The sequence below is a fragment of the Chloroflexus islandicus genome, assembly GCF_001650695.1.
In the GTDB taxonomy this organism is placed as follows: domain Bacteria; phylum Chloroflexota; class Chloroflexia; order Chloroflexales; family Chloroflexaceae; genus Chloroflexus; species Chloroflexus islandicus.
Window position 1 is genome coordinate 14,440 of sequence record NZ_LWQS01000054.1, and the last position, 24,209, is coordinate 38,648.

Below are 24,209 nucleotides of genomic sequence, written 5' to 3' on the forward strand. Positions count from 1 at the left end.
GCGATGTCGTTTCGTCATTTGCCGAGCGTTGATGCCTTGATCCGCGAAGTGCGCGCTGGCCAGCCTGATGCGCCGCACGAGTTGTTGCGCGATGCGGCGCAGGCCGTGTTGGCGCAAGCGCGGAAGGCGATTGCTGCCGGCAGCCCGCCGCCTAGTTTGCCGGCGCTGGTGGCGGCAGTGCATGCCGAGCTAGCGGCGAGCGTTGCCCCCAGCCTGCGCCCGCTGATCAACGCCACCGGCGTGGTGATTCAGACCAACCTTGGCCGCGCCCCGCTCAGCGCGGCGGCGCGGGCTGCGATGCAAGCGGTGGGGGCCGGTTACAGCAACCTTGAATACGATTTGGTCGAGGGCGAACGCGGCTCGCGTCACGTCCATCTGGAGCAGTTGCTGGTGCGGTTGACCGGTGCGGAAGCGGCGCTAGTGGTCAATAACAACGCAGCGGCGGTCTATCTGGCGTTGATTGCGCTGGCCGCCGGGCGCGAAGTGATCGTCTCGCGCGGGCAGGCGGTCGAGATCGGCGGCGGCTTTCGCATTCCCGATGTCTTGCGCGCCAGTGGGGCGACACTGGTGGAAGTGGGCACGACCAACCGCACTTACGTCCGCGACTACGCTGCCGCCATCAGCGAGCGTACTGCGCTGATCCTGCGCGTTCACGCCAGCAACTTCCGCTTGATCGGGTTTATGCATGAGCCGGAGCTGGCCGAGCTGGCTGAGGTGGCCCACCAGCATGGCTTGCCGCTGCTCGACGATTTGGGCAGCGGGACGCTGATCGACACCCGCCAGTTTGGCTTGCAGGCCGAGCCGACGGTGCAAGCGAGCGTTGCTGCTGGGGCTGATCTGGTGACGTTTTCCGGCGACAAACTGTTGGGCGGGCCGCAGGCCGGGATTATCGTGGGCCGGCGCGATCTGGTGGGGCAATTGCGCCGCCACCCGCTCGCCCGCGCGCTGCGGGTCGATAAGAGTACGATTGCCGGCTTGGCCGCCACGCTGCACAGCTACCTGCGCGGCGCGGCTCTGCGCGAGATTCCGGTCTGGCAACTGATCAGTACGCCGGTGACGGCATTGCAACAGCGGGCGGAAGCGATGGCAGCTACGTTAGTCGCTGCCAGCCTGCCGGCGCGCGCCATCGCTTGCGAGAGCGCGATCGGCGGCGGATCGCTCCCCGGCGCGACCCAACCAAGCTTTGGCGTTGCGCTGACCCCGGCGAGCAGCAATGCCACGGCGCTGGCCGCGCGCTTACGCGCCGGCGATCCGCCGGTGGTGGCCCGGATTGTCGATGAGCAGGTGGTGTGCGATCTGCGCAGCGTCTTCCCCGCCGAAGATGCCACGCTGGCTGCGGCGTTGATTGCGGCGTACCGGTAGGGTGGGCGCGCAATGAAAGGTCAGCATGTCATTGCGAGGGAGGGCGGCGACCAGCGCAGCGAGGAGCCGCCCGACCTTGCGCGCAGACCAATGGCCTACAGGCATCCCTCTCGTGCTCGCGGGGGATTGCTTCGGGCGGACGGCACCCCTGCGGGGTGCCGTCCTGCCCTCGCAATGACAGAGGGTTTTCGGCGCTACCCAACAAGGTGACACCATGAAGATCGCAGGTCTCTTGCTGGCTGCCGGCCAATCGACCCGGATGGGCCAACCCAAGCAGTTGCTGGACTGGCAAGGCCGGCCACTGGTCGCGCATATCGCTGCCGAAGCGTTAGCCAGCCAACTGGCCGGGCTTACGGTCGTGGTAGGCGCTGCCGAAGCGCAGGTGCGGGCCGCGTTGCGCGATCTGCCGGTGCAGATCGTGACCAACCCAGCCTACGCCGAAGGGTTGGGTAGCTCGCTCGGCGCTGGGTTGCGCGCGTTGCCAGCTGATGCTGATGCGGCGATGGTTGTGCTGGTTGACCAACCGCTGGTGACGGCGCGGCTGATGAACGAATTGATTGACGCTTATCGGACTGCGCCGGCTACCCTCGCGCTCGTGCCCGTCTACCGCGGCCAGCGCGGCAACCCGGTGATCGTCGCCGCCGCTCTGTTTGCCGAGCTGCAAACGCTGCGCGGCGACACCGGCGCGCGTGCCGTCTTCAACCGCTATGCCGGACAGATTATCTGGTACGAAACGAACGATCCGGCGGTCGTTACCGACGCCGACACGCCGGAAGCGTGGCGCGCGCTGCAAGGGTAGAGCGCTGCAGCCGGCGGCACATGCATCCTAAATAAGATATGGTATAATCGCATGATGTCACGTGGGAGCGTGAATGGGAATACGCTCCCAATAGTCTTTCTGTTCCGCCGTTGCGTCCGGATCGCGCCGCCGGGCGAGAGGCGAGCGGAACATCACCAGAGGAGGCTTTTGTGCGCGATCGTCGTCGAGAGTACGAGCTTGTCATCATCATTAGCCCGCTCTTCGCCAACGAAGAGGGGATCACTGCGAACATCGACCGGGTCAAGCAGACGGTCGAGCAACTGGGTGGCCAAGTCAACACGGTGAGCCAATCGTCGCCATGGGGCCGCCGCAAGCTGGCTTACCCGATCCGCGAGTATGTGACCGGCGAAGCCAGCCGCCGCAGCTTCACCGAGGGGTATTACGTCTTCTTCACCCTCACCCTGAGCGCGTCGAAGGTGGCCGAACTGGATCGGGCGATCCGGTTGAACGACAACGTCCTGCGCCATCTCTTGGTGCTGGTCGAGGACAAGGAAGTACAGTCGAGCTTAGTCGAGCCGGTTGAGCCGGAGTCCGAGGAAGAGCCGGCGCTGAGCGACGAATAACATCCGTGCCAGCGTGCCGGTGAAGACAGTAGTCCATCGTGGTGGAGGGCGCCATGGCGCGTGATTTGAATAAGGTCTTGATTATTGGTCGCCTTGGCGCCGATCCTGAACTACGCTACACCGCTACCGGCACGCCAGTGGCCACCTTTCGGGTCGCTGCCAGCCGTCAATGGCGCGATCCCAACGGCAATCTACACGATGAGACCGAATGGTTTAATGTCGTTGCGTGGAACCGATTGGCCGAAATCTGCCACCAGTATCTGAGCCGGGGGGCGCGGGTGTATATCGAGGGCCGCTTGCAGACGCGGACGTGGGAAGACCCCCAAACCGGGCAATCGCGTTCGCGGGTGGAAGTCGTTGCGCAAGATATGATCTTGCTTGAGCAGCGTGAATCGCGCGCCGATGATTCGCCGTCACGCCCGCCCCGCCGCGAACCGCCGCCAGATATTGGCGATGATGATATTCCATTCTAGCCTATGTCACAAACACCCAAGCCGCCACGGAGCGCACCAGCGCCGGCGCAACCTCCCGCGCCGCGCCGCCCATCGCGCCGCCGTCTCGAAGAAGAGCGTCGCCAGCGTCTCGTGATTATCGCTACGGCGAGCGCGCTGGCGATCGCCCTGTTAGCCATCGTCAGCGGGTTGATCTACGAACAATTGTGGATTCCCAGCCGGCCAGTGGCGCAGGTTGGTTCGGCGACGCTCACCCGCAGCGATTACTGGCGCGAGCGTCGCCTTGCGTATGCCCGCGAAATCTATCAGAATTTCCAATTGCTCGACCTGTTTGGGGCCAGCAATCCGCAGATTGCCCAGCAGTTTCAGGGTCGCAGCATCGTGATCGATCAGCAGATCCGCGGGTTACGCAATGCTGCCATTGAAGATCGGATCGTTTCGGATTGGATTGATCGGCAGCTCAAGCAGCGGGCTGCGACTGGCTTCGGCATCACGATCAGCGATGATGCCGCGATCCAAGAAGCGGTCGCCGATTTGTCCTTTATCTTCCTCCCGCCGCTGCCCGAACCCGTTCCCACGCCTGATCCGAATGTAACGCCATCGCCGACGGTTGATCCGGCAGCGACCGCAACCCCGGAACCGACAGCGACGCCATCGCCCACTCCCGGCGGGCCGACGCCAACCCCGGAACCGTCGCCGACGCCATTCCCGACCTTTACGCCAGTGCCGACGCCCCAACCCGCTGAGGCGCGCACGCAGTTTGATCAAATTATTGACGAGATTTATCGCCGTTACGAGCTTGAGCTGATCGCGACCGAGGCGAAGCCAGAGCTGAGCAAAGACGAGTTCCGCGAAGCGTTGCTCGGCCAGTACCGCGATCGGTTACTCAATGATCAGATTCAGGCCCGGTTGGTGCCGGAAGAAACCTTCGTCGCCAGCACCGAGCCAGAGCGGGTGCGCGCGCGCCAGATCTTGATCGCGGTCAACCCGCCGGCAGAGGCGACGACCGAGCAGATCGACGCGGCCTTTGCCGCGGCGCTGCCGGCGGCGCAAGAGCTGGTCGCCCAACTGCGGGCCGGGGCCGATTTTGCAACACTGGCCGCCGAACGTTCCGACGATCCCGGTTCGCGCGAGAATGGCGGCGAGATCGGTTCGTTTGATCGCAACGGCTTCGCCGATAATGGCGCGACCTACCCGCCGGAATTGGTGCAGGCTGCCTTCGCGTTGCCGGTAGGCCAGATTAGCGATCCGATCCGTACCCAATTTGGCTGGCATATTCTGGAAGTGACGGATCAGACGATCCCATCGAAAGAAGATCAGTTGCAGAAGGCGCGCACCGAAGCGTTCGATCGCTGGATCGCCGAGCAACGGGCAGCAGCCGATGTGCGGCGCTTCCCTGAGCCAACGCCGACGCCGACGCCATTCCCGACTGAGCCGGTTCCGACACCTGTGCCGACCTACCTGCCCGGCCCGCCGACACCGTTGCCAACGCCGACGCCGGCGCCGGCCGTTGAGGCAACGCCGGAACCGACGGCGACGGTGACGCCGTAATTGGTTGGTTATGATGCCGGTCTGGTGTGTGGCTGCTCCGCCCTCATCGGTGAGATTATGGAGTGCGGCAGTCAACGCCAGCGCCGGCCGTTGAGGTAACGCCGGAACCGGCGGCGACAGTGACGCCGTAATTGGTTGGTTATGATGCCGGTCTGGTGTGTGTGGCCGCTCCGCTCTCATCGGTGAGGTTATGGAGTGCGGCAGTCTAACTGCCGCACTCCAACTTAAGCAGCACGGCTCGTTTGGTGAGGTAAAGGGGGAATTGCCACCAAGTGCAGGCCTGCTGAGTTAAATAACGCACTATGCAACGCTGGCGACCGATAGCAACAGCTCGTATCTGGCTTGGCCTTCTTCTTGCCGTTGTGAGTGCAGCGGGGGCAGGGTGGCTGTTGCTCAGCATGAGTGCGGCGCTGAGCGGGCCGCCTGAACAGTGGCCGATTGACGGCTGGCTGTTTGGGCAGGCCGTGCTCGCGCTTGGTTTGCTGGCGCTGGCTGGTTTCCTCATGTACCGTACTGCGGCTGCATTGACGTTGCGGTATAGCCTTGACCGCAATGGGTTGTACATCCAGTGGCTAGGCAGCCGCGCGGTCATTCCGCTAACCCTCATTGACCGGGTCGAACAAGGCGCGTTAGCGTTCGGCGACTGGCGCACAGCATTGGCGAGCATCGGCTACTACCATGGCCGTGTCCAGACCCATGACGGCATCGTCATCCATCGCTTTACCACCCGGCCATTGGCGGAAGCGTTGGTGATCTACGCTGGCAATGCCGCCTATGCCATCTCGCCCATCGACCAAGCCGGCTTCGTGCAAGAATTAGAGCAGCGGCGCCGGCTTGGCGCCATTCAGACGCTGGCGCCCGGCATTGAAGTCGCCCGGTTTCTGGTCTATGACTTTTGGGCCGATCCGGTCATCCGGCGATTGTTACTTGTGACGCTTATTCTTAATCTGGTCTTGTTTGGGGCAATTGCCGCCATCTATCCCTCGTTGCCGTTTCAGATCGAATGGCGTGGCGACCAGATTGGCGCCGCCGCCGAATTAGCCCCGCGCATCCGCATCTTCTTCTTGCCGGTAGCGGCGGCGCTGACCGCACTGTTCAATCTCATTGGCGGTCTGATCATCTACCGGCGCAGCCCCTTGGCTGCGCGCCTGTGGCAGGGATTTTCGCTTGGGGTGCAGCTCTTCTTCGCGATTGCCACTGTCGCCGTGTTGCGAGCATAATTGTTGCCTTGACAAGCATCCGTTCCGCGTGGTACGATCCCCCATATCGAAGGGGGATTTTTTCACATCTGTGGTTGGTTGTTCTCTTGCGCAGCCTGCGCCGGCATCGTGTATCTGATTGGGCAGAAAGGAGGGCAAGAGCAAACGCTATCGGCTACCTTTACCCTATTCACCTGCGCAGCACTGTGCCAGACCGATCCCGGCCACCTTCCCCGCTTCGATGAGGTGTTTCGTGTCACAGATGCTAAGGAGTGTCGCGATGAATCCGCTTCGCTGGCGTCACGCGCTCGCCCTCATGCTGCTGTTTGGGTTATTGTTGCCCATCTTGGCAGCTTGTGGCGGCGGTACCCCCCCGGCTACGCAAGCAACGACTGCCCCGGCTGAACAGCCAACCACCGCCCCAGCCACCCAACCAACGGCTGCTCCGCAGCCAACCGCTGCTGCCCAACCAACTACCGCCCCGGTCGCTGGCACTGCGCAACCCGGCGTGTTGCGCCTCAACACTGGCTCAGAGCCAGACAATGTCGATCCGCAGAAGGCCAGCTTCGTCAACGAGATCCAGTTCATTATGATGGCCTATCAGGCCCTGATGACGTTTGATCTCGATATGAACCCCGTTCCGGGTGCTGCCGAGAAGGTTGACGTATCGGCTGACGGTACCGTCTACACCTTTACCTTGCGCCGCGACGGCAAGTACAGTGATGGTACGCCGGTAACTGCGCGCAACTTTGAGTATGCGTGGAAGCGGCTGGCTGACCCAGAGACGGCGGGTGAGTACCAGTCGTTGCCCTGCGGCATCATCAAGGGTTACAGCGAATACAGCGCCGCGGCTTGCCAAGGCTTGTCGATGGAAGAGGTCATGAAGCTCGATCTCGACAAGCTGCGCGACGAGTTTGGCGTCAAGGCGCTGGATGATTACACGCTGCAGATCGAGCTGGTTGCGCCGGCGCCGTATTTCCTCAGCATGGCCGCGCTCTGGATCGGCGCGCCGGTGCGCGAGGAGGACGTGGCGAAAGGCGATGACTGGTGGTACGATCCGGCCAATTATATTGGCAACGGCCCCTTCGTGTTGAAGGAGTGGGAGCACGACAGCAAGGCGATCTGGGAGCCGAATCCCTATTACGTGGGGCCGCTGGGGCCGGTCAAGCTCAAGCGGGTTGAGTACTACATGATCACTGATGGTCAAGTGGCCTTCCAAGCCTACCAGAATGGCGAGCTGGATATTCTGGGTGTTGGCGCCGAAGACTTGGCAACGGTCAAATCAGACCCGGTCTTGAGCCAGCAGATCATTGATGTCCCCGGTTCCTGCACCTTCTACTTTGGTTTCAATCTCGCCAAGCCGCCGTTTGACAATAAGCTTGTGCGGCAAGCGTTTGCACAGGCGCTCGATCGCGAAGCCTACGTGCGCGATGTCTTCCAAGGTCTCGGCACGCCGACCTACAGCTTCATCCCGCCCGGCTTCCCCGGCTACCAGCCTGATTTGCGGCTGTGGGAATTCAACCCTGAAAAGGCCAAGCAGACCTTGGCCGAGGCAGGATATCCGAACGGGCAGGGCTTGCCGGAAATCAAGCTGACCTATTCGGGCACCGCGCGCAACAACGCTCGCTTCGAGTGGGTGGCCAACCAGTTCAAACAGAATCTGGGCATCGACGTGATCCTCGATCCGATCGATCCGACCGCCTTTGCTGCGGCGACCAAAGACAATCCGCCGCAGATGTTCTCGCTGGGTTGGTGCGCTGACTATCCCGATCCGCAAAACTGGGTCTCGCTCTTCCAGACCAACGGCTTGCTCAGCGCGCGCGTCAACTACTCGAACCCGCAGCTCGACGAGCTGGTGCGGCAGGCTGATATTGAGCAAGACCCGGTGCGCCGCGCCGAGCTCTATGCGCAGGCGCAAACCATTCTGGTTGAAGATGCGCCGGTTGTCTTCATGCTCAACAACGGCGGCCCGGTGCTGGTCAAACCGTATGTGAAGGGTGTCACGCCAGAAACGATCACGCCGCTCGATTACTGGCTCGGCTTCTTCAACTTGCCGAATGTGGACGTGCAGCCCTAAGCGGTATCGTCTGCGTTCGGCGTAACGCAGAGGCGCAGAGGCGTACAGAGAGGTTCAATCTGCGCCTCTGCGCTTACCAATCACATCTAGGAATACCGTATGACCGCTTATATTATCCGGCGCATCTTGTGGAATATCCCGGTGCTGATTATCGTGGGATTTGTCACGTTTGGCATCGCCAAGCTGACGCCGGGAGGGCCGTTCGATACCCAACCCGAACGGCGCCAGCTCTCGCCGCGGGTCGAAGCGATTTTGCGTGAACGGTTCGGGATGGATCTGCCGTTTTGGCGCCAGTTTACCCGCTATATGTTTTTTGATGTTGTGCCTGACCCAAAAACCGGTGAATGGAAGATTCAGTGGGGCGCGATTGCCGGCAATCTCGGCCCGACCTACTCGTCGCGGGGGGCGCGCACGGTGCAGCAAGAGTTGTTTGAGGGCACGCCAACCCGGCCTAGCAAGTTTTACTATTCGGCCCGGCTAGGGGTGCAGGCGCTCTTGTTTGCGGTCGTCTTCGGCATTCCGCTGGGTATTCTGGCTGCGTTGCGTCAAAATACATGGCTTGATTACCTGCTCTCATTGTCGTCTACTATTTTCGTTGCGTTAGGGACTCTGATTACCAGTTTGATCTTGGTGATCGTCTTTGCCGTTATTCTCAATTGGTTTACCGTTATCCCCGATTGGAATGATCCGGTGAAGCCATGGATTTTGCCGACGGTGGCGTTAGGCACGACCAGCATGGCGTTCATTGCCCGCCTGACCCGCTCAAGCGTGCTCGAAGTGAAACGGCAAGACTACATTCGCACGGCGCAGGCGAAGGGCTTGGCCGGGCAGGTGATCGTCTGGCGCCACATGCTGAAAAATGCGCTGCTGCCGGTGGTGACGATTTTGGGGCCGGCGCTGGCCGGTTTGATCACCGGCACGCTATTCGTTGAGACGATTTTTCAGGTGCCCGGCATGGGCCGTACCTTCGTTGATGCGATCGGCAAACGCGACTATTCGATGATTATGGCCGGGTCGCTGATTTACGTCTTCTTTTTGGGCATTGCTAATCTCTTGGTCGACATTGCGTATGGCGTGCTTGATCCACGGATTAGCTATAAGTAAAGCGGGAATGGCGAGGAGCGAAGCAGGCCGATGAGCCGCATCTCTTAGAGAGTAGAGGGTTATCGATTCGTGCGGGCCAGCGGCCCGCGCTCCGTGGGGGAAGAGATCATCTGGGCGGGCCAGCGGCCCGCGCTCCGTAGGGGAAGAGATCATCTGGGCGGGCCAGCGGCCCGCGCTCCGTAGGGGAAGTGCTCATCTGAGCGGGCCAGCGGCCCGCGCTCCGTGGGGGAAGAGATCATCTGAGCGGGCCAGCGGCCCGCGCTCCGTGGGGGAAGAGATCATCTGAGCGGGCCAGCGGCCCGCGCTCCGTGGGGGAAGAGATCATCTGAGCGGGCCAGCGGCCCGCGCTCCGTGGGGGAAGTGCTCATCTGGGCGGGCCAGCGGCCCGCGCTCCGTGGGGGAAGCGCTCATCTGAGCGGGCCAGCGGCCCGCGCTCCGTAGGGGAAGTACTCATCTGGGCGGGCCAGCGGCCCGCGCTCCGTGGGGGAAGAGATCATCTGAGCGGGCCAGCGGCCCGCGCTCCGTAGGGGAAGAGATCATCTGGGCGGGCCAGCGGCCCGCGCTCCGTGGGGGAAGTGCGCTGGGTGATGGTCGCCTGCGGCTAGCTTTGTGGGGATGGTGGCGCGCTTGATCCGCGGATGAGCAATAAGTAGCAGAGTGAGAGAGAGCGAGTGGGGAAGGGATATAGGCGTGTTTCAAGCCGCCTACCTGCTCGTGAGCGCGTTATCGGTTGATAGTGAGGAGCAGATGTGACGTCGCCGGCCAAGTCGTTAACCAATCCGATCGATATTCAAGCCCTCAACACCAAACCGCGCAGCTTGTGGTCAGATGCGCTGGCGCGACTGCGGCGCAACCGCGCGGCGATGGTCGGGCTTGTGGTGATTATCCTCTACGTGATTGTGGCGGTGGCCGCGCCGTGGCTCGCGCCGTTCAACCCCGTCCAGCAGATCCCTAATAACAGCCTGCGCCCGCCGGCATGGGTGACAGACAACCCGGCCCGCATGGGGGTGCCTGAGCACCTGCTCGGTACCGACACGCTGGGGCGCGATGTGTTGTCGCGGTTGATGTACGCCATCCGGGTGTCGCTGATTGTGGGGATTGTGCCACAGGTTGCGATTCTGCTGATCGGGGTAACGATTGGCCTGATCTCAGGTTTTGCCGGCGGGTGGCTTGATAACCTGCTCATGCGCTTTACCGAGATTGTGGCCGCATTTCCCGATCTGCTGTTTATTATCGCGCTCTCGACCGCCTTCCGCGAGACGTGGCTTGGCCGTACCTTTAACGGGTTGCTGCTGATCTTCGTCGCCGTCTCACTGGTGAGTTGGACGGGAATTGCGCGCTTGGTGCGCGGGCAGGTGCTGTCGCTGAAGGAGAAGGAGTTTGTCGAGGCGGCGCGGGCGATTGGGGTGCCGACCACGGCGATCTTGTGGCGGCATATCTTGCCCAACACGCTGGCGCCGATTATTGTCTCGACTTCGTTTAGCATTCCCGCTCTGATCAGCGCTGAGGCGGTATTGACCATTCTCGGCGTGGGTATGCGGCCATCGGTTGATCCTGATAACCCCTTCCCAACTAGTCTAGGGGTGATGCTGACCGAAGGTTATAACAATCTGTCGTCGGGGCCGTGGTTGCTCAGCTTTCCGGTGATTTTGATTGCGGGGTTGATGTTGTCGTTTACGTTCCTTGGCGATGGATTGCGGGATGCGCTGGATCCGCGGGAACGGTGATGGGGGCGGGGGCAGGGCAAGGCCCTGCCCCGACAGGTGGGTTAATACAACCGGATTTTGTAGCCGACCTGTTTCAACAATTCGCTGGCGATCACGTGCTTTTGGATCTCGTTGGTGCCCTCGAAGATGCGGGTGACGCGGGCATCGCGATACATGCGCTCAAGTGGCAGTTCGCGCGAGAAGCCCATACCGCCGTGGATCTGGATCGCCTCGTCAATGATCTGGCTGGCCATTTCAGTGCAGTAGAGCTTGACGATGCTGCTTTCGAGCGTTGCTTGCTGGCCGGCGTCAACCCGGCGGGCGCAGTCGTAGACGATCTGTTCCATGGTGTAGAGCTTCATCGCCATCTCGGCCAGCTTAAACTGGAGGGCTTGAAATTCGGCGATCGGGCGGCCAAACTGGTGGCGAGTAACCATATATTTGCGGCTCAGCTCGAACGCTTCCTTGGCCGAGCCAATGCTGCTGGCGCCTAGACCGCAGCGACCGATGTCGAGGGTGCGCATAGCCAGCGGGAAGCCCATGCCGACCTGCCCCAACACATTTTCGGCCGGCACGCGGCAATCCTCGAAGTAGAGGCTGGCGGTGTGCGAGGCGCGCAAACCCATCTTCTCTTCGATCTTGCCGACGCGGAAGCCGGGCATATTCTTCTCGACGATGAAGGCGGTGATGCCGCCGCGCGCGCCGAGATTCTTGTCGGTTACGGCGTGAACCACGATCACATCGGCGAAGCTGCCGTTGGTAATCCACATCTTCTGGCCGTTGATGATCCACTCATCGCCGCGGCGCTCGGCGGTGGTCTGGATGTGGGCAGCGTCTGAGCCGGCGTTCGGCTCGGTGAGCGCCCATGCGCCCCACATGCGGCCTTCGATCAGCGCGCGCAGGTAGGTCTCTTTTTGCTGTTCGGTGCCGCCGAGGTAGATGCTCATCGCCGCCAACTGGGCATGAGCGCCGATGATGGTGGCGTGGCTGGCGCAGGCCCGGTTCAGCTCTTCCATCAGCACACAGTAGCCGGTGATGCCGAGTTCGAGGCCGCCGTAACGTTCGGGGAAGGGTACGCCGAGCAGGCCGAGGTCAGCGGCCTTCTTCAGCGTCTCGAACGGCACGCGCTCTTCTTCGTCGATGGCGCGGGCAATCGGGCGGATCTCCTTGTCGACGAATTCGCGTACCGTCTGGCGTAACATCTTGATTTCTGGACTGTGCTCGTACTCCATTGTAGGTATGCTCCTTTGCTGGGAGGCGCAGGTTGTGCGCCTCGATACGGATGCTGGAGACGCACGCCGTGCGCCTCGATACGGATGCTGGAGACGCATGCCGTGCGTCTCTACGGGGATGGCGGCGGGGGGCGGGCGGGATCGGCCACCGGCACGATGATCGCCGACGGGTGGGTGGCGTCGTGACAGATGCGGTGCTCGATGACCGGCCCGCCACGTCCTTGCCCATACGGGCAATCGTCGCCGGGGTGCGGCCCCCAGCGCGGGCTGCCGCCGCCGGCAATCTGTACGCGCAGGCGGTGGCCGGCGCGAAACCGTTGGGCGGTGGCGGTGAGATCAATCTCGATCCGGCGGGTGCCATCGGGTTGGACATCGCCAACGCCGGGCCGCACGCGCACGATGCCGTCGCAGATGTTGATGCTGCGCCCATCGGGGTAGACATCGCAGAGGCGGCCAACCAGATCGAAGAAGGGATGGCCGGTACAGACATAGACGCACAGCCGGACTGGCCCGATCACATCGAGATCAGCCGCCAGCGGCGGGGTGGTGAAGGTCAGTACATCGGGCCGTGCTTCGAGCGGGCGTTGGTCACGCGGGCCACCCTGCGCGCTGAGCACTGCGCCGCCGATGGCCGGGGTCGGATCGGCGGGATCGTAGCGAAAGCGACTGGGTGGCGTGCCAGCGGGTGGCGGTTGATGGGCAAGACTGCGATCGGGCTGTAAGAAATAGCGCGTCATAGTGGCCGGTGGCGGCCAGAAATCCATCTCGTGCCACTCGTGGCTGCCCATGAGTGCGATGCGTACCGGGCGGCGAGCCAGCAATTCGCGCTGCCCCTTGAGATGGGCATCAAACCACCACAACCCTTCGCGCAGCCCCTCGAACACGAGCGCCAGATCGTTGTGGGCGCGCGGCAAGACGGTCAGATACGGGCGTTTGCCGGCGGCGACCAGCGCAGCGTAATCGGCCAACTGGCCGGGAAGGAAGATGTCGTACCAGCCGGCGACCAGATGAACGGCGGCGTTGATCCGGTGCAGCGAGCGGTGGTAATCAACCTGCGACCAATACGGCCCGCGTGGATCGGGATCGCGCAGCCATTGTTGGAAGAACGGCACTGGCGCACCGGTGGCCAGTTCGGCGGCGGCGGCGTAGGGTTGATGGCGGAGGGCGCGGGCCACTATTCGCTCGCGCAAGACGAACAGGCGCCAGAGCGCCGCCAGATCGAGCTGTTGCCGGTGGCGGTTGGTCGCATCGATCAGAAAGACCCAGCGCAAAGTCGATTCGAGCGCAAATGCGCCGCCGGGGTAGAAGAGCGATGAAAAGCGGGCGCTGGTCACAATCGGCACAATCGCTTTGAGGTAGGGCGGCCCGTCGATCGCCGGCCCCCATTGGGTATAGCCGACATAGCTCGGCCCCCAGAGACCGAGATTGCCATCGAACCACGGTTGGTCGCCGATCCATGCCACGGTTGCCCGGCCATCGGCAGCTTCGTTTACGAACGGCTCAAACACACCTGCCGAGCGATAGCGTCCGCGCACGCTCTGCACAACCACGTTGTAGCCGCGTTCAGCAAAGAGCATGCAACCGGTGTGTTCAAAGACTCCTAGCGGCCCCAATTCGGCGGGGCGACCGTAGGGGGTGCGGATCAAGATGGTTGGATGCGGGCCGCCAGCGCGGGGCGCGTAGCGATCGGCGTAGAGCACGACGCCATCGGGCATGCGGATGGGAATATCACGGGTGACGGCCACCCGGTGCTCGGCGGGGCGTAAGCCGAGCAGGCGGGCAAGCAGAGGCCGGCGAACGGCAAATACGGTCGCCGCTGCCACCCCGGCTCCAGCCAGAGACCACCCAAGCCAACGCATGCGCCACTCCGCTCTGATGAATTTATAACACGCTGCGTCATCGATGATACCATACCATGACGAGGTGTGTCAATGAGGGGATACCAAGTGAGGATAAAGGGTCACGCGGCAAGGGGTCGCTCCCGTGCTCGCAGGGGATTGCTTCGGGCGGACGGCACCCCGCTCTGCGGGGGGGTGCCGTCGCGCCCTCGCAATGACAGTGGGGTGGCGGCAGTAGGGATACAGCAGCGCTGTATCCCTACACTGCCGCACTCCATAACGCGATGACCACGGGGGAGGGTGGGGTGTCGTTGTGCGCGCGATGACCGGTGCGTGCTGTTGTCATTGCGAGGGGGCGTAGGCCCGCAGCAATCGCCTGCTCGCCGTTGTCATTGCGAGGGGGCGTAGCCCCCGCAGCAATCTCCCGCTGTAGCGAGAGAGGTGCGCTTGCAGAAAGGGGTCGCTCCCGTGCTCGCAGGGGATTGCTTCGGGCGGACGGCACCCCGCAGAGCGGGGGTGCCGTCGCGCCCTCGCAATGACAAAGGGGGGAGAGCGAGGTGCGCTCGCGATGGCAATAGGGGCGCCGCCCTGCCCTCGCAATGACAGTGGGGTGGCGGCAGTAGGGATACAGCAGCGCTGTATCCCTACACGCACCACTACGTCCTCACCTTACGCTCGATGCACGATCTAACACTCCTCTTATTGCGCATGTTGGCGCTCTGGGGTACAATACAGAACGTGATATGTCAAACAACTTCGCAATGGAGGTAGGAAGCGCGCTATGCCAACCTACGTGTACGCTTGTGATGCCTGCGGCAAGCAGTTTGAGAAATTCCAAAGCTTCAAAGATGAGCCATTGACCGTCTGCCTGTGTGGCCAGCAAGGCCGGGTGCGCCGGGTAATTCAGCCGGCGGGCATTGTTTTCAAAGGTTCGGGCTGGTACATTACCGACAGCCGTGGCGCGAGCAGCGGCTCGGTAACGGGCAGCGACTCGAGTAAAGGTGACACGAGTGACTCAGCCAGCGACGACTAAATCGCTCGCCTCCTTGCCCCTTCCCTTCCCCGGATGCTACTGTCGCTAGGGGCGCTGCCCTGCTTGGCGGCGCCCCGGCACGTATGCCCGCCGGGTTCGCGCATCGCTGCGCGCTTCCGGCGCTCTCTCGTTATACCCTTCAGCGGTTAGCAGTTCTCTATATATTCGCCGGAGCAATCCGATGCGTCTTTCACATGCTCTCTGTGTTTTGCGCGACGATATTCGCGCCATTTTTCGCAATGATCCGGCTGCGCGCAATTTGGCCGAGGTCTTGCTTTACCCCGGCCTGCACGCGATTATTCTGCATCGTCTGGCTCACGCCCTCTACCGGCGCAAGATTCCGTTCATTCCGCGGCTGATCTCGCAGATCAGCCGTTTTCTGACCGGAATTGAGATTCACCCCGGCGCGCGGATCGGGCGCGGCTTTTTCATTGACCACGGGATGGGGGTCGTGATCGGTGAGACAACCGAAATCGGCGATTGGGTGATGCTCTATCAAGGGGTGACGCTCGGCGGCACCGGTAAACAGACCGGCAAGCGCCATCCGACCGTCGAAGACGACGTGGTGATCGGGGTGGGGGCGATCGTGTTGGGGGCGATCACGATCGGGCGCGGCGCGCGCATCGGCGGCGGCGCGGTGGTGGTCAAAGACGTGCCGCCCCATTCGACTGCGGTTGGAGTGCCGGCGCGCATTGTGTCGCGCCGTGACCCGGTGACCGGCCTGTCGCGCCGGGTTGAGCAATTGCCCGACCCCGAAGGCGAGATGTTGCGCGGCCTGCACGACAAGGTGCTAGAGCTGGAAATGCGCATTGCCGATCTCGAAGCGGAAACCCACGTCCATCACGAGGAACACCGGTTAAAATATGACGCGCTGCCTGACCAGCTCTGGCAGACGTTGCTGAATGAAACGCCGCCGGTTGAAGAAGAGTATAATCAAGGCGCGGGCATTTGAACGGGCGCGGCCCGCCGCTGTGTGAAATAGCGAGTTGGTATGGCGATTCAGCTTTACAATACTCTGACCCGGCGGCTTGAACCGCTGGAGACGATCGAGCCGGGTGTGGTGCGCATGTATGTCTGCGGGGTGACGCCGTATGACGAAGCGCATATCGGTCACGCGATGTCGGCGATCGTGTTTGATATGATCCGCCGCTACCTTGAGTTTCGTGGCTATCAGGTGCGGCATATCGTCAACTTCACCGATATTGACGACAAGGTGATCGCGCGGGCGAATGCGATGGGCCAAGACCCGCTGGCGTTGTCGGGGCAGTATGCGGCTGAGTTTTTGGCCCAGTTGCAGGCGATGAATGTCTTGCCGGCGACGGCCTACCCGCGGGTTTCGACCACAATGCCGGGAATCATCGCCTTTGTGCAGGGCTTGATCGAGCGCGGCTACGCCTACGTGGTCGATGGCGATGTCTACTTCCGGGTGCAACGCGACGAAGACTACGGCAAGTTGTCGGGCCGGTCGCTCGACGAGATGCTGAGCGGCACCCGCTTCGAGGTCGATCCGCGCAAGGAATCGCCGGCGGATTTTGCCCTGTGGAAGGCGGCTCGTCCCGGCGAGCCGGCGTGGGATAGCCCATGGGGGCCGGGCCGGCCGGGGTGGCATATCGAGTGCTCGGCGATGGCGATGGAGCATCTCGGCCCGCAGATTGACATTCACGGCGGCGGCACCGATCTGATCTTCCCGCACCACGAGAACGAAATCGCGCAGAGCGAGAGCCTGACCGGCCAGCCTTTCGCCCGCTACTGGGTGCATAACGGCATGTTGCAGTTGGTCAACCCGCAGACCCGGCAGGTCGAGAAGATGTCGAAGTCGTTGGGGAATGTGGTGACGATCGCCGACTTCCTCAGCCATTACGACGCCGATGTCTTCCGGTTGATTGTCTTGAGCAGTTCGTACCGCAGTCCGCTGACCTACAACGATGAGATTGCCGCCGACAACCAGCGCAAGCTCGAGCGGCTGCTCTCGGCGTTGGCGCCGGCAACCGGCAATGTGCGTGAAGGGCCGGCGGTGACGGCATTGCGCGACGCTGCCGCCATTGCCCGCGAGCGGTTTATCGCCGCGATGGACAACGACTTCAACAGTCCGGCGGCGCTGGCGGCCCTGTTCGATCTGGTGCGGGCAATCAATGCGGCGCGTGACGCTGGTCTTGCCGCCGAAGAGCTGGCGGTTGGACAACAGACGCTGCGCGAATTGGCCGGCGTGCTCGGTTTGCGGCTCCAGCCGCGCCAAGCGCGCGCTGCCGCCGAAGCGACCCCGTTTATCGAGCTGCTGATCGAGGTGCGCGGCGAACTGCGCAAGGCCAAGCAGTACGCGCTGGCCGATCTGGTGCGCAACCGGCTGGCCGAGCTGGGAGTCACGCTGGAAGACGGGCCGCAGGGTACGCGCTGGAAGTGGCAAGGATGAGCGGTATGGAAACGCCAAACGCGTGGCTGGAAATCGCGGTTGAAGTCGAGCCGGAAGTGGTTGAGACCGTCTCTGAAATACTGGCGCGCTACGGCTACAACGGCGGCGTGGTGGTCGAACAAGGCTGGGTCGCCGGCGATGAAGGGCCAGAGTTCCAATATGACCCCAACCGGCCAGTCTGGCTGCGCACCTACCTGCCGCTCGACGCGCAGGTCGAAGAGACGCGCCAGCGGATCGAGCACGCCCTCTGGCATGTCAGCCAAATCCGCCCGCTGGGGCCGATCCAGACTCGCACCTTGGCCGAAGAGGATTGGGCCAACGCATGGAAACAGTTCTACCCGGTGCTGCGGATCGGCGCGCGAACGGTGATCGTGCCGTCGTGGCTCGAATACCAACCGCAACCGGACGACATCGTGCTCTTGCTCGATCCGGGGATGGCGTTTGGCACCGGCCTGCACCCCACGACCAAACTCTGCCTGCAACTGCTCGAACGGCTGGTGCAACCCGGCCAGCAGGTGCTGGATCTCGGTACGGGATCGGGCATCTTGGCGATTGCCGCGGCGAAGTTGGGGGCCGGTGCGGTGCTGGCGCTCGACAACGACCCAATTGCGGTGCGGGTCGCGCAGGAGAATGTGGCGCGCAATCAGGTGGGTGACAGGGTGACAGTAGCTGAGGGCAGTCTTGGGGCCGGCCAAGCGATGGGGCACTGGCTGTCGGGCGATTTTGGCCCGGCCACGCCCGATCCGGCACTGAGCGCAACCACGCCGCAAGCCACGTTTGATCTGATCGCCGCCAACTTGATCGCCAAGGTGCTCGTGCTGCTGGCGCCGGATTTAGCAGCGGCGCTCAAGCCGGGTGGCTATTTGGTGAGTAGTGGTATTATTGACATAAAGGAAGCTGATGTGGTGGCGGCGTTTGCCGGCGCCGGATTGCGGCAGGTTGAACGGTACGTAGAAGGCGAATGGGTGGCGTTGGTGCATACGCGATAAGGTAGCGCCGCACGGCGGTGCATTTGCGCAGAGGAATAGTAGTAGCGCCGCACGGCGGTGCGGCTCCATGAAGGCAATGCATTGCAATTGGTGATAGAGACGCACAGCCGTGCGTCTGTACAAGGAATCGGCATGAGCGGGTTGTATCCAATGTTGTGCGAGCCGCGGCTGGTAGAACCGATTTGGGGCGGGCAACGCTTGGCGCCGTGGCTAGAATTGCCGCCGCCGCACCCCGAACGGCTCGGCGAGATTTGGCTGGTCTTTGATAGCAACCGGGTGAGCAATGGCCCGCTGGCGGGGGAGACCATTGCCGAGCTAGCGCGCGCGCATGGCGCGGCGCTGGTGGGCACGCGGCCGTATGCTCGCTATGGGGCCGACCTGCCGCTGCTGGCGAAGTTTATCGACGCCGCCGACCGGCTCTCGGTGCAGGTACACCCTGACGACGAGTATGCCCATACCGTCGAAGCGCATACCGGCTTCCACGGCAAAACCGAGGCATGGTACATTCTGGACGCCGAGCCGGGGGCAACGGTGACGCTCGGCATGCGCGCGCCGGCTGAGCGGGAGGAGCTAGCGGCGGCGATTGCCGATGGCACGGTGGAAGAGCTGCTTGCCCAACAACCGGTCAGCGCCGGCGACTTGATCTTCGTGCCAGCCGGGACGATCCATGCGATTAACGCTGGGATCATGTTGTTTGAAATCCAGCAGAAATCGGATCTGACCTACCGGCTTTACGACTACAACCGGTGCGACGCGCGTACTGGCCGGCCACGCGAGCTGCATATCGAACAGGCGTTAGCGGTGAGCCGGCGCGAACCGGCGACGACCGCACAGCTCCGGCCATTGCCGCTGGACGAGCAGCGTGATCTGTTGGTGGCTTGCGCGTCGTTTGCGTTGGAACGCTGGCGGGTGCAAGGCAGCCTCAGCGCCGTGACCGATCCCGGTTCACTGGAGATTTTGACGGTGATTGCCGGAACGGTGCAACTGGTGTGGGGCAAGGAGACGCTCGAGTTGCGGCGGGGGGCGGCAGTGCTCTTGCCGGCGATATTGGGGGCATACCGGCTGGAAGCGAGTGATGCCACCGTGTTGCGCTCGTATATTCCCGATCTGCCCGCATTACTGGCGGCGGCTGGCGCTGCACCCGGCGCCGTCCCCATTTTTCCATAGATACTGCCGTGGATGACGCAACAACGATACCCAATACCCGGCGCTTCTTCGTTGATCCAGCATGGTTGCGTTCTGATCAGATCGAGATCGATGATCCGGCGCTAGTGCATCAGTGGGGGCGGGTGTTGCGGCTCAGCGCCGGCGACCGGGTGGTATTGCTCGATGGGCACGGCTTGGCGGCGGTGGTCGAGATTGCCGCCATTGACCGGAAACGAGCGCATGGTCACGTTATTGCGCGTTGCCAAGCCGGCGGCGAGCCAGCGGTGGCGTTCGACCTCTATCTGGCCTTGATCCGGCCGGAGCGGTTTGAATGGGCGTTGCAAAAAGCGGTAGAATTGGGCGCGCGCCGGATTGTGCCGGTGGCGTTTGCCCGTTCGTTGCCGAGTGATCGGGCCGATGAGCGCCGGCTGGCCCGTTGGCAACGGATCGCCACTGAAGCTGCTGAGCAATCGGGGCGGGGCCGGATTCCGGCTGTCGCTGTGCCCCAACCATTCGCGGCAGCGCTGGCAGCGAGCGTTACTGCCGATCTGGCCATCTTGCTCGATGAACAGGCGAGCCGCCATCTGCGTGAGGTGGTCAGCACCCACGCAACGGCGCGCCAGATCGCGATCTTCTCAGGGCCGGAAGGCGGCATTGATCCGGCCGAGCGGGAGATGGCGCTTGGGCACGGGTTGCAAGCCGTCTCATTGGGGCCGCGCATCTTGCGCGCCGAAACCGCGCCGTTGGCAGCGTTAGCGATGCTGCAATATGCACTTCACAGCTAGAAAAGGCTGTTCCATGGAACGGGCTTGGGCCATTATCGGCAAAATCACGCAATGGGTTGCCGTGATCGCAGTCGCTTTCCTTGGCGGTTGGATCACCGGGCGGATTGTCGGCGTCTCGCCGATTGATGTCTTCATCACTGGCGTCTCGAATGCCGACGCGCGGCTGCTCACCCCCGGCGACCGGCGCCAGCAATTCGCCGTCTTCTGGGATGTCTGGGATCTGGTGGAGGGTAATTTCTACCAACCCGAAGCGATTGATCGCCAGCGCATGGTGTACGGCGCGATTCGCGGGATGCTGGGGACGCTCGACGATCCCTACACCTTCTTCCAAGAGCCGGAAGAGGCGCGGCAAAACCGCGAATCGATGGAAGGGCGCTTTGAAGGCATTGGGGCCTATTTGCGGGTGGAAAACGGCCAGATCATTATTGACCGCCCGATCCGTAATTCACCCGCCGAGCAAGCTGGCTTGCAACCGGGTGACATCATCGTGGCAGTAGATGACCAACCGTTGGCCGAGTTGATTGCCGGCCTCAGCGACAGTGACGCCAGCGCGCGCGCAGTGAGCCTGATTCGCGGCCCGGCAGGCACCGTGGTGCGCTTGACCATCCGCCGGCCGGCGGACGATCGCGTCTTTACCGTCGCCATCACCCGCGCCGCCATTCCGCTGATCACCGTCAATAGTGCCCTCTTGCCCGACGGGATCGCGTACATCCAGATTACCGAGTTCAAAGCGAGTACAACTGAACTCCTTGACCAAGCCATCGCCGAACTCCGTCCGCAACAACCACGCGCGATCGTGCTCGATCTGCGCAACAATTCAGGCGGCTTCTTAACCACGGCCCAAGAGGTATTAGGCCGGTTTTACGACGGGATCGCGCTCTATGAAGAGGAGCGCGGCGGCGTAAATAAAGAATTGCGCACGATTGCAGCGCCTGCCGATCGGCGGTTATACGGTATTCCTATGGTGGTGTTGGTGAATGGCGGATCGGCCAGCGCCGCCGAGGTGGTGGCCGGCGCGTTGCGCGATGAGCGGCCAAACACGACATTGCTCGGCGAGAAGACCTTTGGCAAGGGATCGGTGCAAAACATCTACACGTTGCGCGATGGCAGCAGCGTGCGGATCACGATTGCGCGCTGGATTACGCCGGAGGGCGAGGCGATTAATGGGGTCGGGATTACGCCAGAGCATGTTGTGCCAGCGTCGAACGAAGCGGAATATGCTGCGCCGTGCGTACCTGACCGGCCAGCGGAGGACAGTTGCGCCGATGCGCAACTCTATTGGGCATTGAAGCTGTTGCGTGAAGGTATAGCGCCGCCAGCGGCGACCGCAACAGTAACGGCCCCCTGAGCGGGGGCCGTACACCGGGCGGCGGGCCAAGGGGCAAGCGCGAGGAAGCGGCAGACACCTTGCCGCGTGGGGCAGAAATTGGGGAGGCAGAGATCCTGACTGGCAGGGAGGACATGGATGGACGGCATCGCATGTCCAATCTCTCAGGAAGCCCGCCGCCAACCGGCACAGTTTTAGTATAGCAATGACGCAGTGCAGAAAAAGAGAATGGGCGGCTACCCTCAGTAGCGATTTGGTTACTGTAAGGGCATCCTTGAGCGGCGAGACCATCATGCAGCGGTGCATGTCATTGACAGGCGCGGTACAATATTTGCAAACAAATGTTCTAAATTAGGATGGTCAAAGCGTTGCGGCGAGAAAACGAAAAACGAATGACGACATGGCTGATCCAAGCTCATGCCTGACGTGTATCGTGACAGAGCGACATCGGTGTAGTAACATCATGCGGCGACAACTGCCGCGCTGGGCAGGGATTAAACTGGACGGCAACGGCTGCGCGTTGTCCGGCAATCCGCTCGCAATAGCATTACGATGGGCTTGAAAGCATATTTTTGACGTTTTGTGCGGCGATTCTCAACCTTAAGCTGAGGTGGCTATGAGTACACCACGCCCCACCATCCGCGGCGAACGGCGATCTAACGACACAAACGACCTTGAATTGCGCGACTACCGGTTGCACGAACAGGTCGGGCAAGACGAGCTATCGATCATCTACCGCGCCACGCACCAGACGCTCAACCGGCCAGTGTACGTCGCGATCTTACGCCGCCACGATTGGATCTCAAACAGCCGGTTTCAACTTGCCGCCCGGCTAGCGGCCACCCTCAGCCACCCGCACCTATTGCCGGTGATCGACGCCGGCCATGATGATCGCTACGGCGACTACATGGTAACGCCGTATATTGATGCTCGCCCACTGAGCGATATACTGGCCGAAGGCGCACCCGATTTAGCGCGCGCTATGCGGATCATCAGCCAGATCGCCGCCGCCATTGATTACCTGCACAAGCAGCAGGTGGTGCATCGTGACGTACAGCCGGCCAACATTTTAGTCACGCAGCAGGGTAATGCCTATCTGACCAACCTTAGTCTTGCCGCAGCGCCCGATGCGCCGCTCGATCTGAGCACGTTGAGCGAGGCCGAGTATCTGACCCCATACTCGGCGCCTGAGTTGCACCTTGCCCAGACCGAGGCGCATCCGGCGCTCGATATCTACAGTCTGGGGGCAGTTGCCTACCACCTGCTCAGCGGCGAATTACCGCCGAGCGGCCTGATCGTGGAACTTGATCTGGCCGGCAAACCCCCGGCGCTGGTACTGGCCGAACGGGTGCTGTTGCGGATGCTCTCGCCGCAGCCGAACTTGCGGTTTCTGACCGCCAGTGCAGCAGCGAACGCGCTCAGGCTCGCAGTACGCACTTTGCTTGACCAGACCACGACCGATATGGAGGAGGCGCAGTGGGAAACGTACGCCGAGTGGTTTGAAAATCCGCTGGAATTGGCGCTCACCGCCGAGTTGTCGGATCTTGCCGAGCAGTTCAACGACTTCCTCACCGAATCGCGCAAGCGAGCCGATCTCCTCCACCAGCGCAATTATTTGCGCAGATGGCTCAACTACTGGAGCCGGCAGCATCCGTTGCGCCGCCAATCGCTCGGCCAACTGATCGAGTTTGAATCGATTGCCAGTTATAACATCTACTTCTACGAACTGAAGGTGTTGTACGAGTTTCGCACGTCGCCGAAGCCGCAGATTCGCCCGATGCAGCTCGATGAACGGCCGATCGCTGAACCGGCGCTTGATGTGTGGAAGACGCAATTGCCGCCGCCAAAGGATTTTGCCTCGGAAGCGGGCGGCGAGGTGGTCTTGCCGGGATCGCGGCGGTTCTTTACCTGCCCCGACTGCCAAGGTTCGGGGCAAATCCAATGCCCGCAATGCCAAGGCAAAGGGATGATCAAGCCGCGGGCAAAGCGGGGTGAGCCTGAGCCGGTCGAGCAGACGTGTCCGCAATGCCGGGGGTATGGGAAGGTGCGCTGCGACAAGTGCGCCGGCAATGGCAATTTAGTCGAAGAGAAGGTGTTCCGTTGGTCGCGCAAGGCGATCGTGCATGAGAATAATGATGATAGCGAGGGATTGCCGCCGAAGGTGCAAGCACTGTTGCGCCAGCGCGCGCGCAAGGTGTACGAGGCGGAGATTGACCTGTACGATAGCCATTGGCACAGCGCCGGGCCGCTGAGCGCGTTGATCGAACTGGCGAGCAAAGAGGCCGGCGAGCAGGGGCGGCCATTGCGGGCATTGTTGCAGATCAAGGGTGCGATGGTGACGCAGATCAATGGCTCGCTCGATGAGCAGGAATGCGAGTTGTACCTGATTAGAAAGAATGAACCGCAAGTAGCGACCGATGCGCCTGATCAGTCGCCGAGTTCGGTTGAGCAACGTTTGTTCGATAAAGAGACGTTAGTTAGTACGATTTCGTTGTGGAATTGGGAACGGATTGCGTTGGCGGTGGTGGTGTTGTTGTTTGTGGTGATGGCGATGGTGGTGGGGATCATAATGATGTAGGGCGCAGGCTGCTGCGAGGGGGGGCACAGCACGCTGT

General features: G+C 62.2%; 19 protein-coding genes. 17 read left to right on the forward strand and 2 right to left on the reverse strand.

What is annotated here, in order from left to right:
- Nucleotides 1-3 precede the first annotated feature (3 nt).
- The 9 genes from selA (at nt 4) to A6A03_RS10365 (ending at nt 10,855) form a co-directional block, all read left to right on the forward strand.
- On the forward strand, nt 4-1,362 hold the full coding sequence (gene selA / locus A6A03_RS10325) for an L-seryl-tRNA(Sec) selenium transferase (RefSeq protein WP_066787508.1): 1,359 nt from the start codon (nt 4-6) through the stop codon (nt 1,360-1,362).
- A 214-nt stretch (nt 1,363-1,576) separates the two neighbouring features.
- Entirely contained in the window at nt 1,577-2,161 is a 585-nt protein-coding gene (locus A6A03_RS10330; protein WP_066787511.1) for a nucleotidyltransferase family protein, read from the forward strand.
- Between the two features lie 170 nt (nt 2,162-2,331).
- Nucleotides 2,332-2,745 carry a 30S ribosomal protein S6 gene (gene rpsF / locus A6A03_RS10335; protein WP_066787519.1) on the forward strand — a complete coding sequence of 138 codons (414 nt, stop codon included), beginning with the start codon at nt 2,332-2,334 and terminating at the stop codon, nt 2,743-2,745.
- A gap of 53 nt (nt 2,746-2,798) precedes the next feature.
- Nucleotides 2,799-3,218, forward strand: coding sequence for a single-stranded DNA-binding protein (locus A6A03_RS10340; protein ID WP_066787522.1), 420 nt, complete (start codon nt 2,799-2,801; stop codon nt 3,216-3,218).
- Nucleotides 3,219-3,221: 3 nt separating this feature from the next.
- Complete coding sequence (locus A6A03_RS10345) at nt 3,222-4,748, forward strand: peptidylprolyl isomerase (RefSeq protein ID WP_082908956.1); 1,527 nt, start codon at nt 3,222-3,224, stop codon at nt 4,746-4,748.
- A 398-nt stretch (nt 4,749-5,146) separates the two neighbouring features.
- Nucleotides 5,147-5,968: a PH domain-containing protein gene (locus A6A03_RS10350; protein WP_245668946.1), complete on the forward strand. Its 822-nt coding sequence runs from the start codon at nt 5,147-5,149 to the stop codon at nt 5,966-5,968.
- A 259-nt stretch (nt 5,969-6,227) separates the two neighbouring features.
- Nucleotides 6,228-8,024: a peptide ABC transporter substrate-binding protein gene (locus tag A6A03_RS10355; protein ID WP_066787529.1), complete on the forward strand. Its 1,797-nt coding sequence runs from the start codon at nt 6,228-6,230 to the stop codon at nt 8,022-8,024.
- Nucleotides 8,025-8,123: 99 nt separating this feature from the next.
- Nucleotides 8,124-9,128 carry an ABC transporter permease gene (locus A6A03_RS10360; RefSeq protein WP_066787532.1) on the forward strand — a complete coding sequence of 335 codons (1,005 nt, stop codon included), beginning with the start codon at nt 8,124-8,126 and terminating at the stop codon, nt 9,126-9,128.
- 749 nt (nt 9,129-9,877) lie between these two features.
- Nucleotides 9,878-10,855: an ABC transporter permease gene (locus A6A03_RS10365; RefSeq protein ID WP_066787534.1), complete on the forward strand. Its 978-nt coding sequence runs from the start codon at nt 9,878-9,880 to the stop codon at nt 10,853-10,855.
- Between the two features lie 41 nt (nt 10,856-10,896).
- On the opposite strand, the gene A6A03_RS10370 is transcribed toward A6A03_RS10365, so the two are convergent.
- Entirely contained in the window at nt 10,897-12,066 is a 1,170-nt protein-coding gene (locus A6A03_RS10370) for an acyl-CoA dehydrogenase family protein (protein WP_066787537.1), read from the reverse strand.
- Nucleotides 12,067-12,176: 110 nt separating this feature from the next.
- Complete coding sequence (locus tag A6A03_RS10375; protein WP_066787539.1) at nt 12,177-13,925, reverse strand: CocE/NonD family hydrolase; 1,749 nt, start codon at nt 13,923-13,925, stop codon at nt 12,177-12,179.
- A gap of 760 nt (nt 13,926-14,685) precedes the next feature.
- Here A6A03_RS10375 and A6A03_RS10380 point away from each other — a divergent pair.
- The 8 genes from A6A03_RS10380 (at nt 14,686) to A6A03_RS10415 (ending at nt 24,172) form a co-directional block, all read left to right on the forward strand.
- A complete protein-coding gene (locus tag A6A03_RS10380) occupies nt 14,686-14,937 on the forward strand; it encodes an FmdB family zinc ribbon protein (RefSeq protein WP_066787541.1) in 252 nt (83 codons plus the stop codon).
- A 181-nt stretch (nt 14,938-15,118) separates the two neighbouring features.
- Nucleotides 15,119-15,889 carry a serine O-acetyltransferase EpsC gene (gene epsC, locus A6A03_RS10385; protein WP_066787543.1) on the forward strand — a complete coding sequence of 257 codons (771 nt, stop codon included), beginning with the start codon at nt 15,119-15,121 and terminating at the stop codon, nt 15,887-15,889.
- 39 nt (nt 15,890-15,928) lie between these two features.
- Nucleotides 15,929-17,347, forward strand: coding sequence for a cysteine--tRNA ligase (gene cysS / locus A6A03_RS10390; RefSeq protein ID WP_066787545.1), 1,419 nt, complete (start codon nt 15,929-15,931; stop codon nt 17,345-17,347).
- A gap of 5 nt (nt 17,348-17,352) precedes the next feature.
- Nucleotides 17,353-18,336: a 50S ribosomal protein L11 methyltransferase gene (locus A6A03_RS10395; RefSeq protein ID WP_066787548.1), complete on the forward strand. Its 984-nt coding sequence runs from the start codon at nt 17,353-17,355 to the stop codon at nt 18,334-18,336.
- A 132-nt stretch (nt 18,337-18,468) separates the two neighbouring features.
- Entirely contained in the window at nt 18,469-19,503 is a 1,035-nt protein-coding gene (locus tag A6A03_RS10400; protein WP_066787551.1) for a type I phosphomannose isomerase catalytic subunit, read from the forward strand.
- Nucleotides 19,504-19,511: 8 nt separating this feature from the next.
- Nucleotides 19,512-20,267, forward strand: coding sequence for a 16S rRNA (uracil(1498)-N(3))-methyltransferase (locus A6A03_RS10405; RefSeq protein ID WP_066787554.1), 756 nt, complete (start codon nt 19,512-19,514; stop codon nt 20,265-20,267).
- A gap of 13 nt (nt 20,268-20,280) precedes the next feature.
- A complete protein-coding gene (locus A6A03_RS10410) occupies nt 20,281-21,615 on the forward strand; it encodes a S41 family peptidase (protein WP_245668944.1) in 1,335 nt (444 codons plus the stop codon).
- A gap of 595 nt (nt 21,616-22,210) precedes the next feature.
- Nucleotides 22,211-24,172 (forward strand): protein kinase domain-containing protein, encoded by a 1,962-nt coding sequence (locus A6A03_RS10415; protein WP_066787560.1) that lies wholly within the window; start codon nt 22,211-22,213, stop codon nt 24,170-24,172.
- The last annotated feature ends 37 nt before the right edge of the window (nt 24,173-24,209 follow it).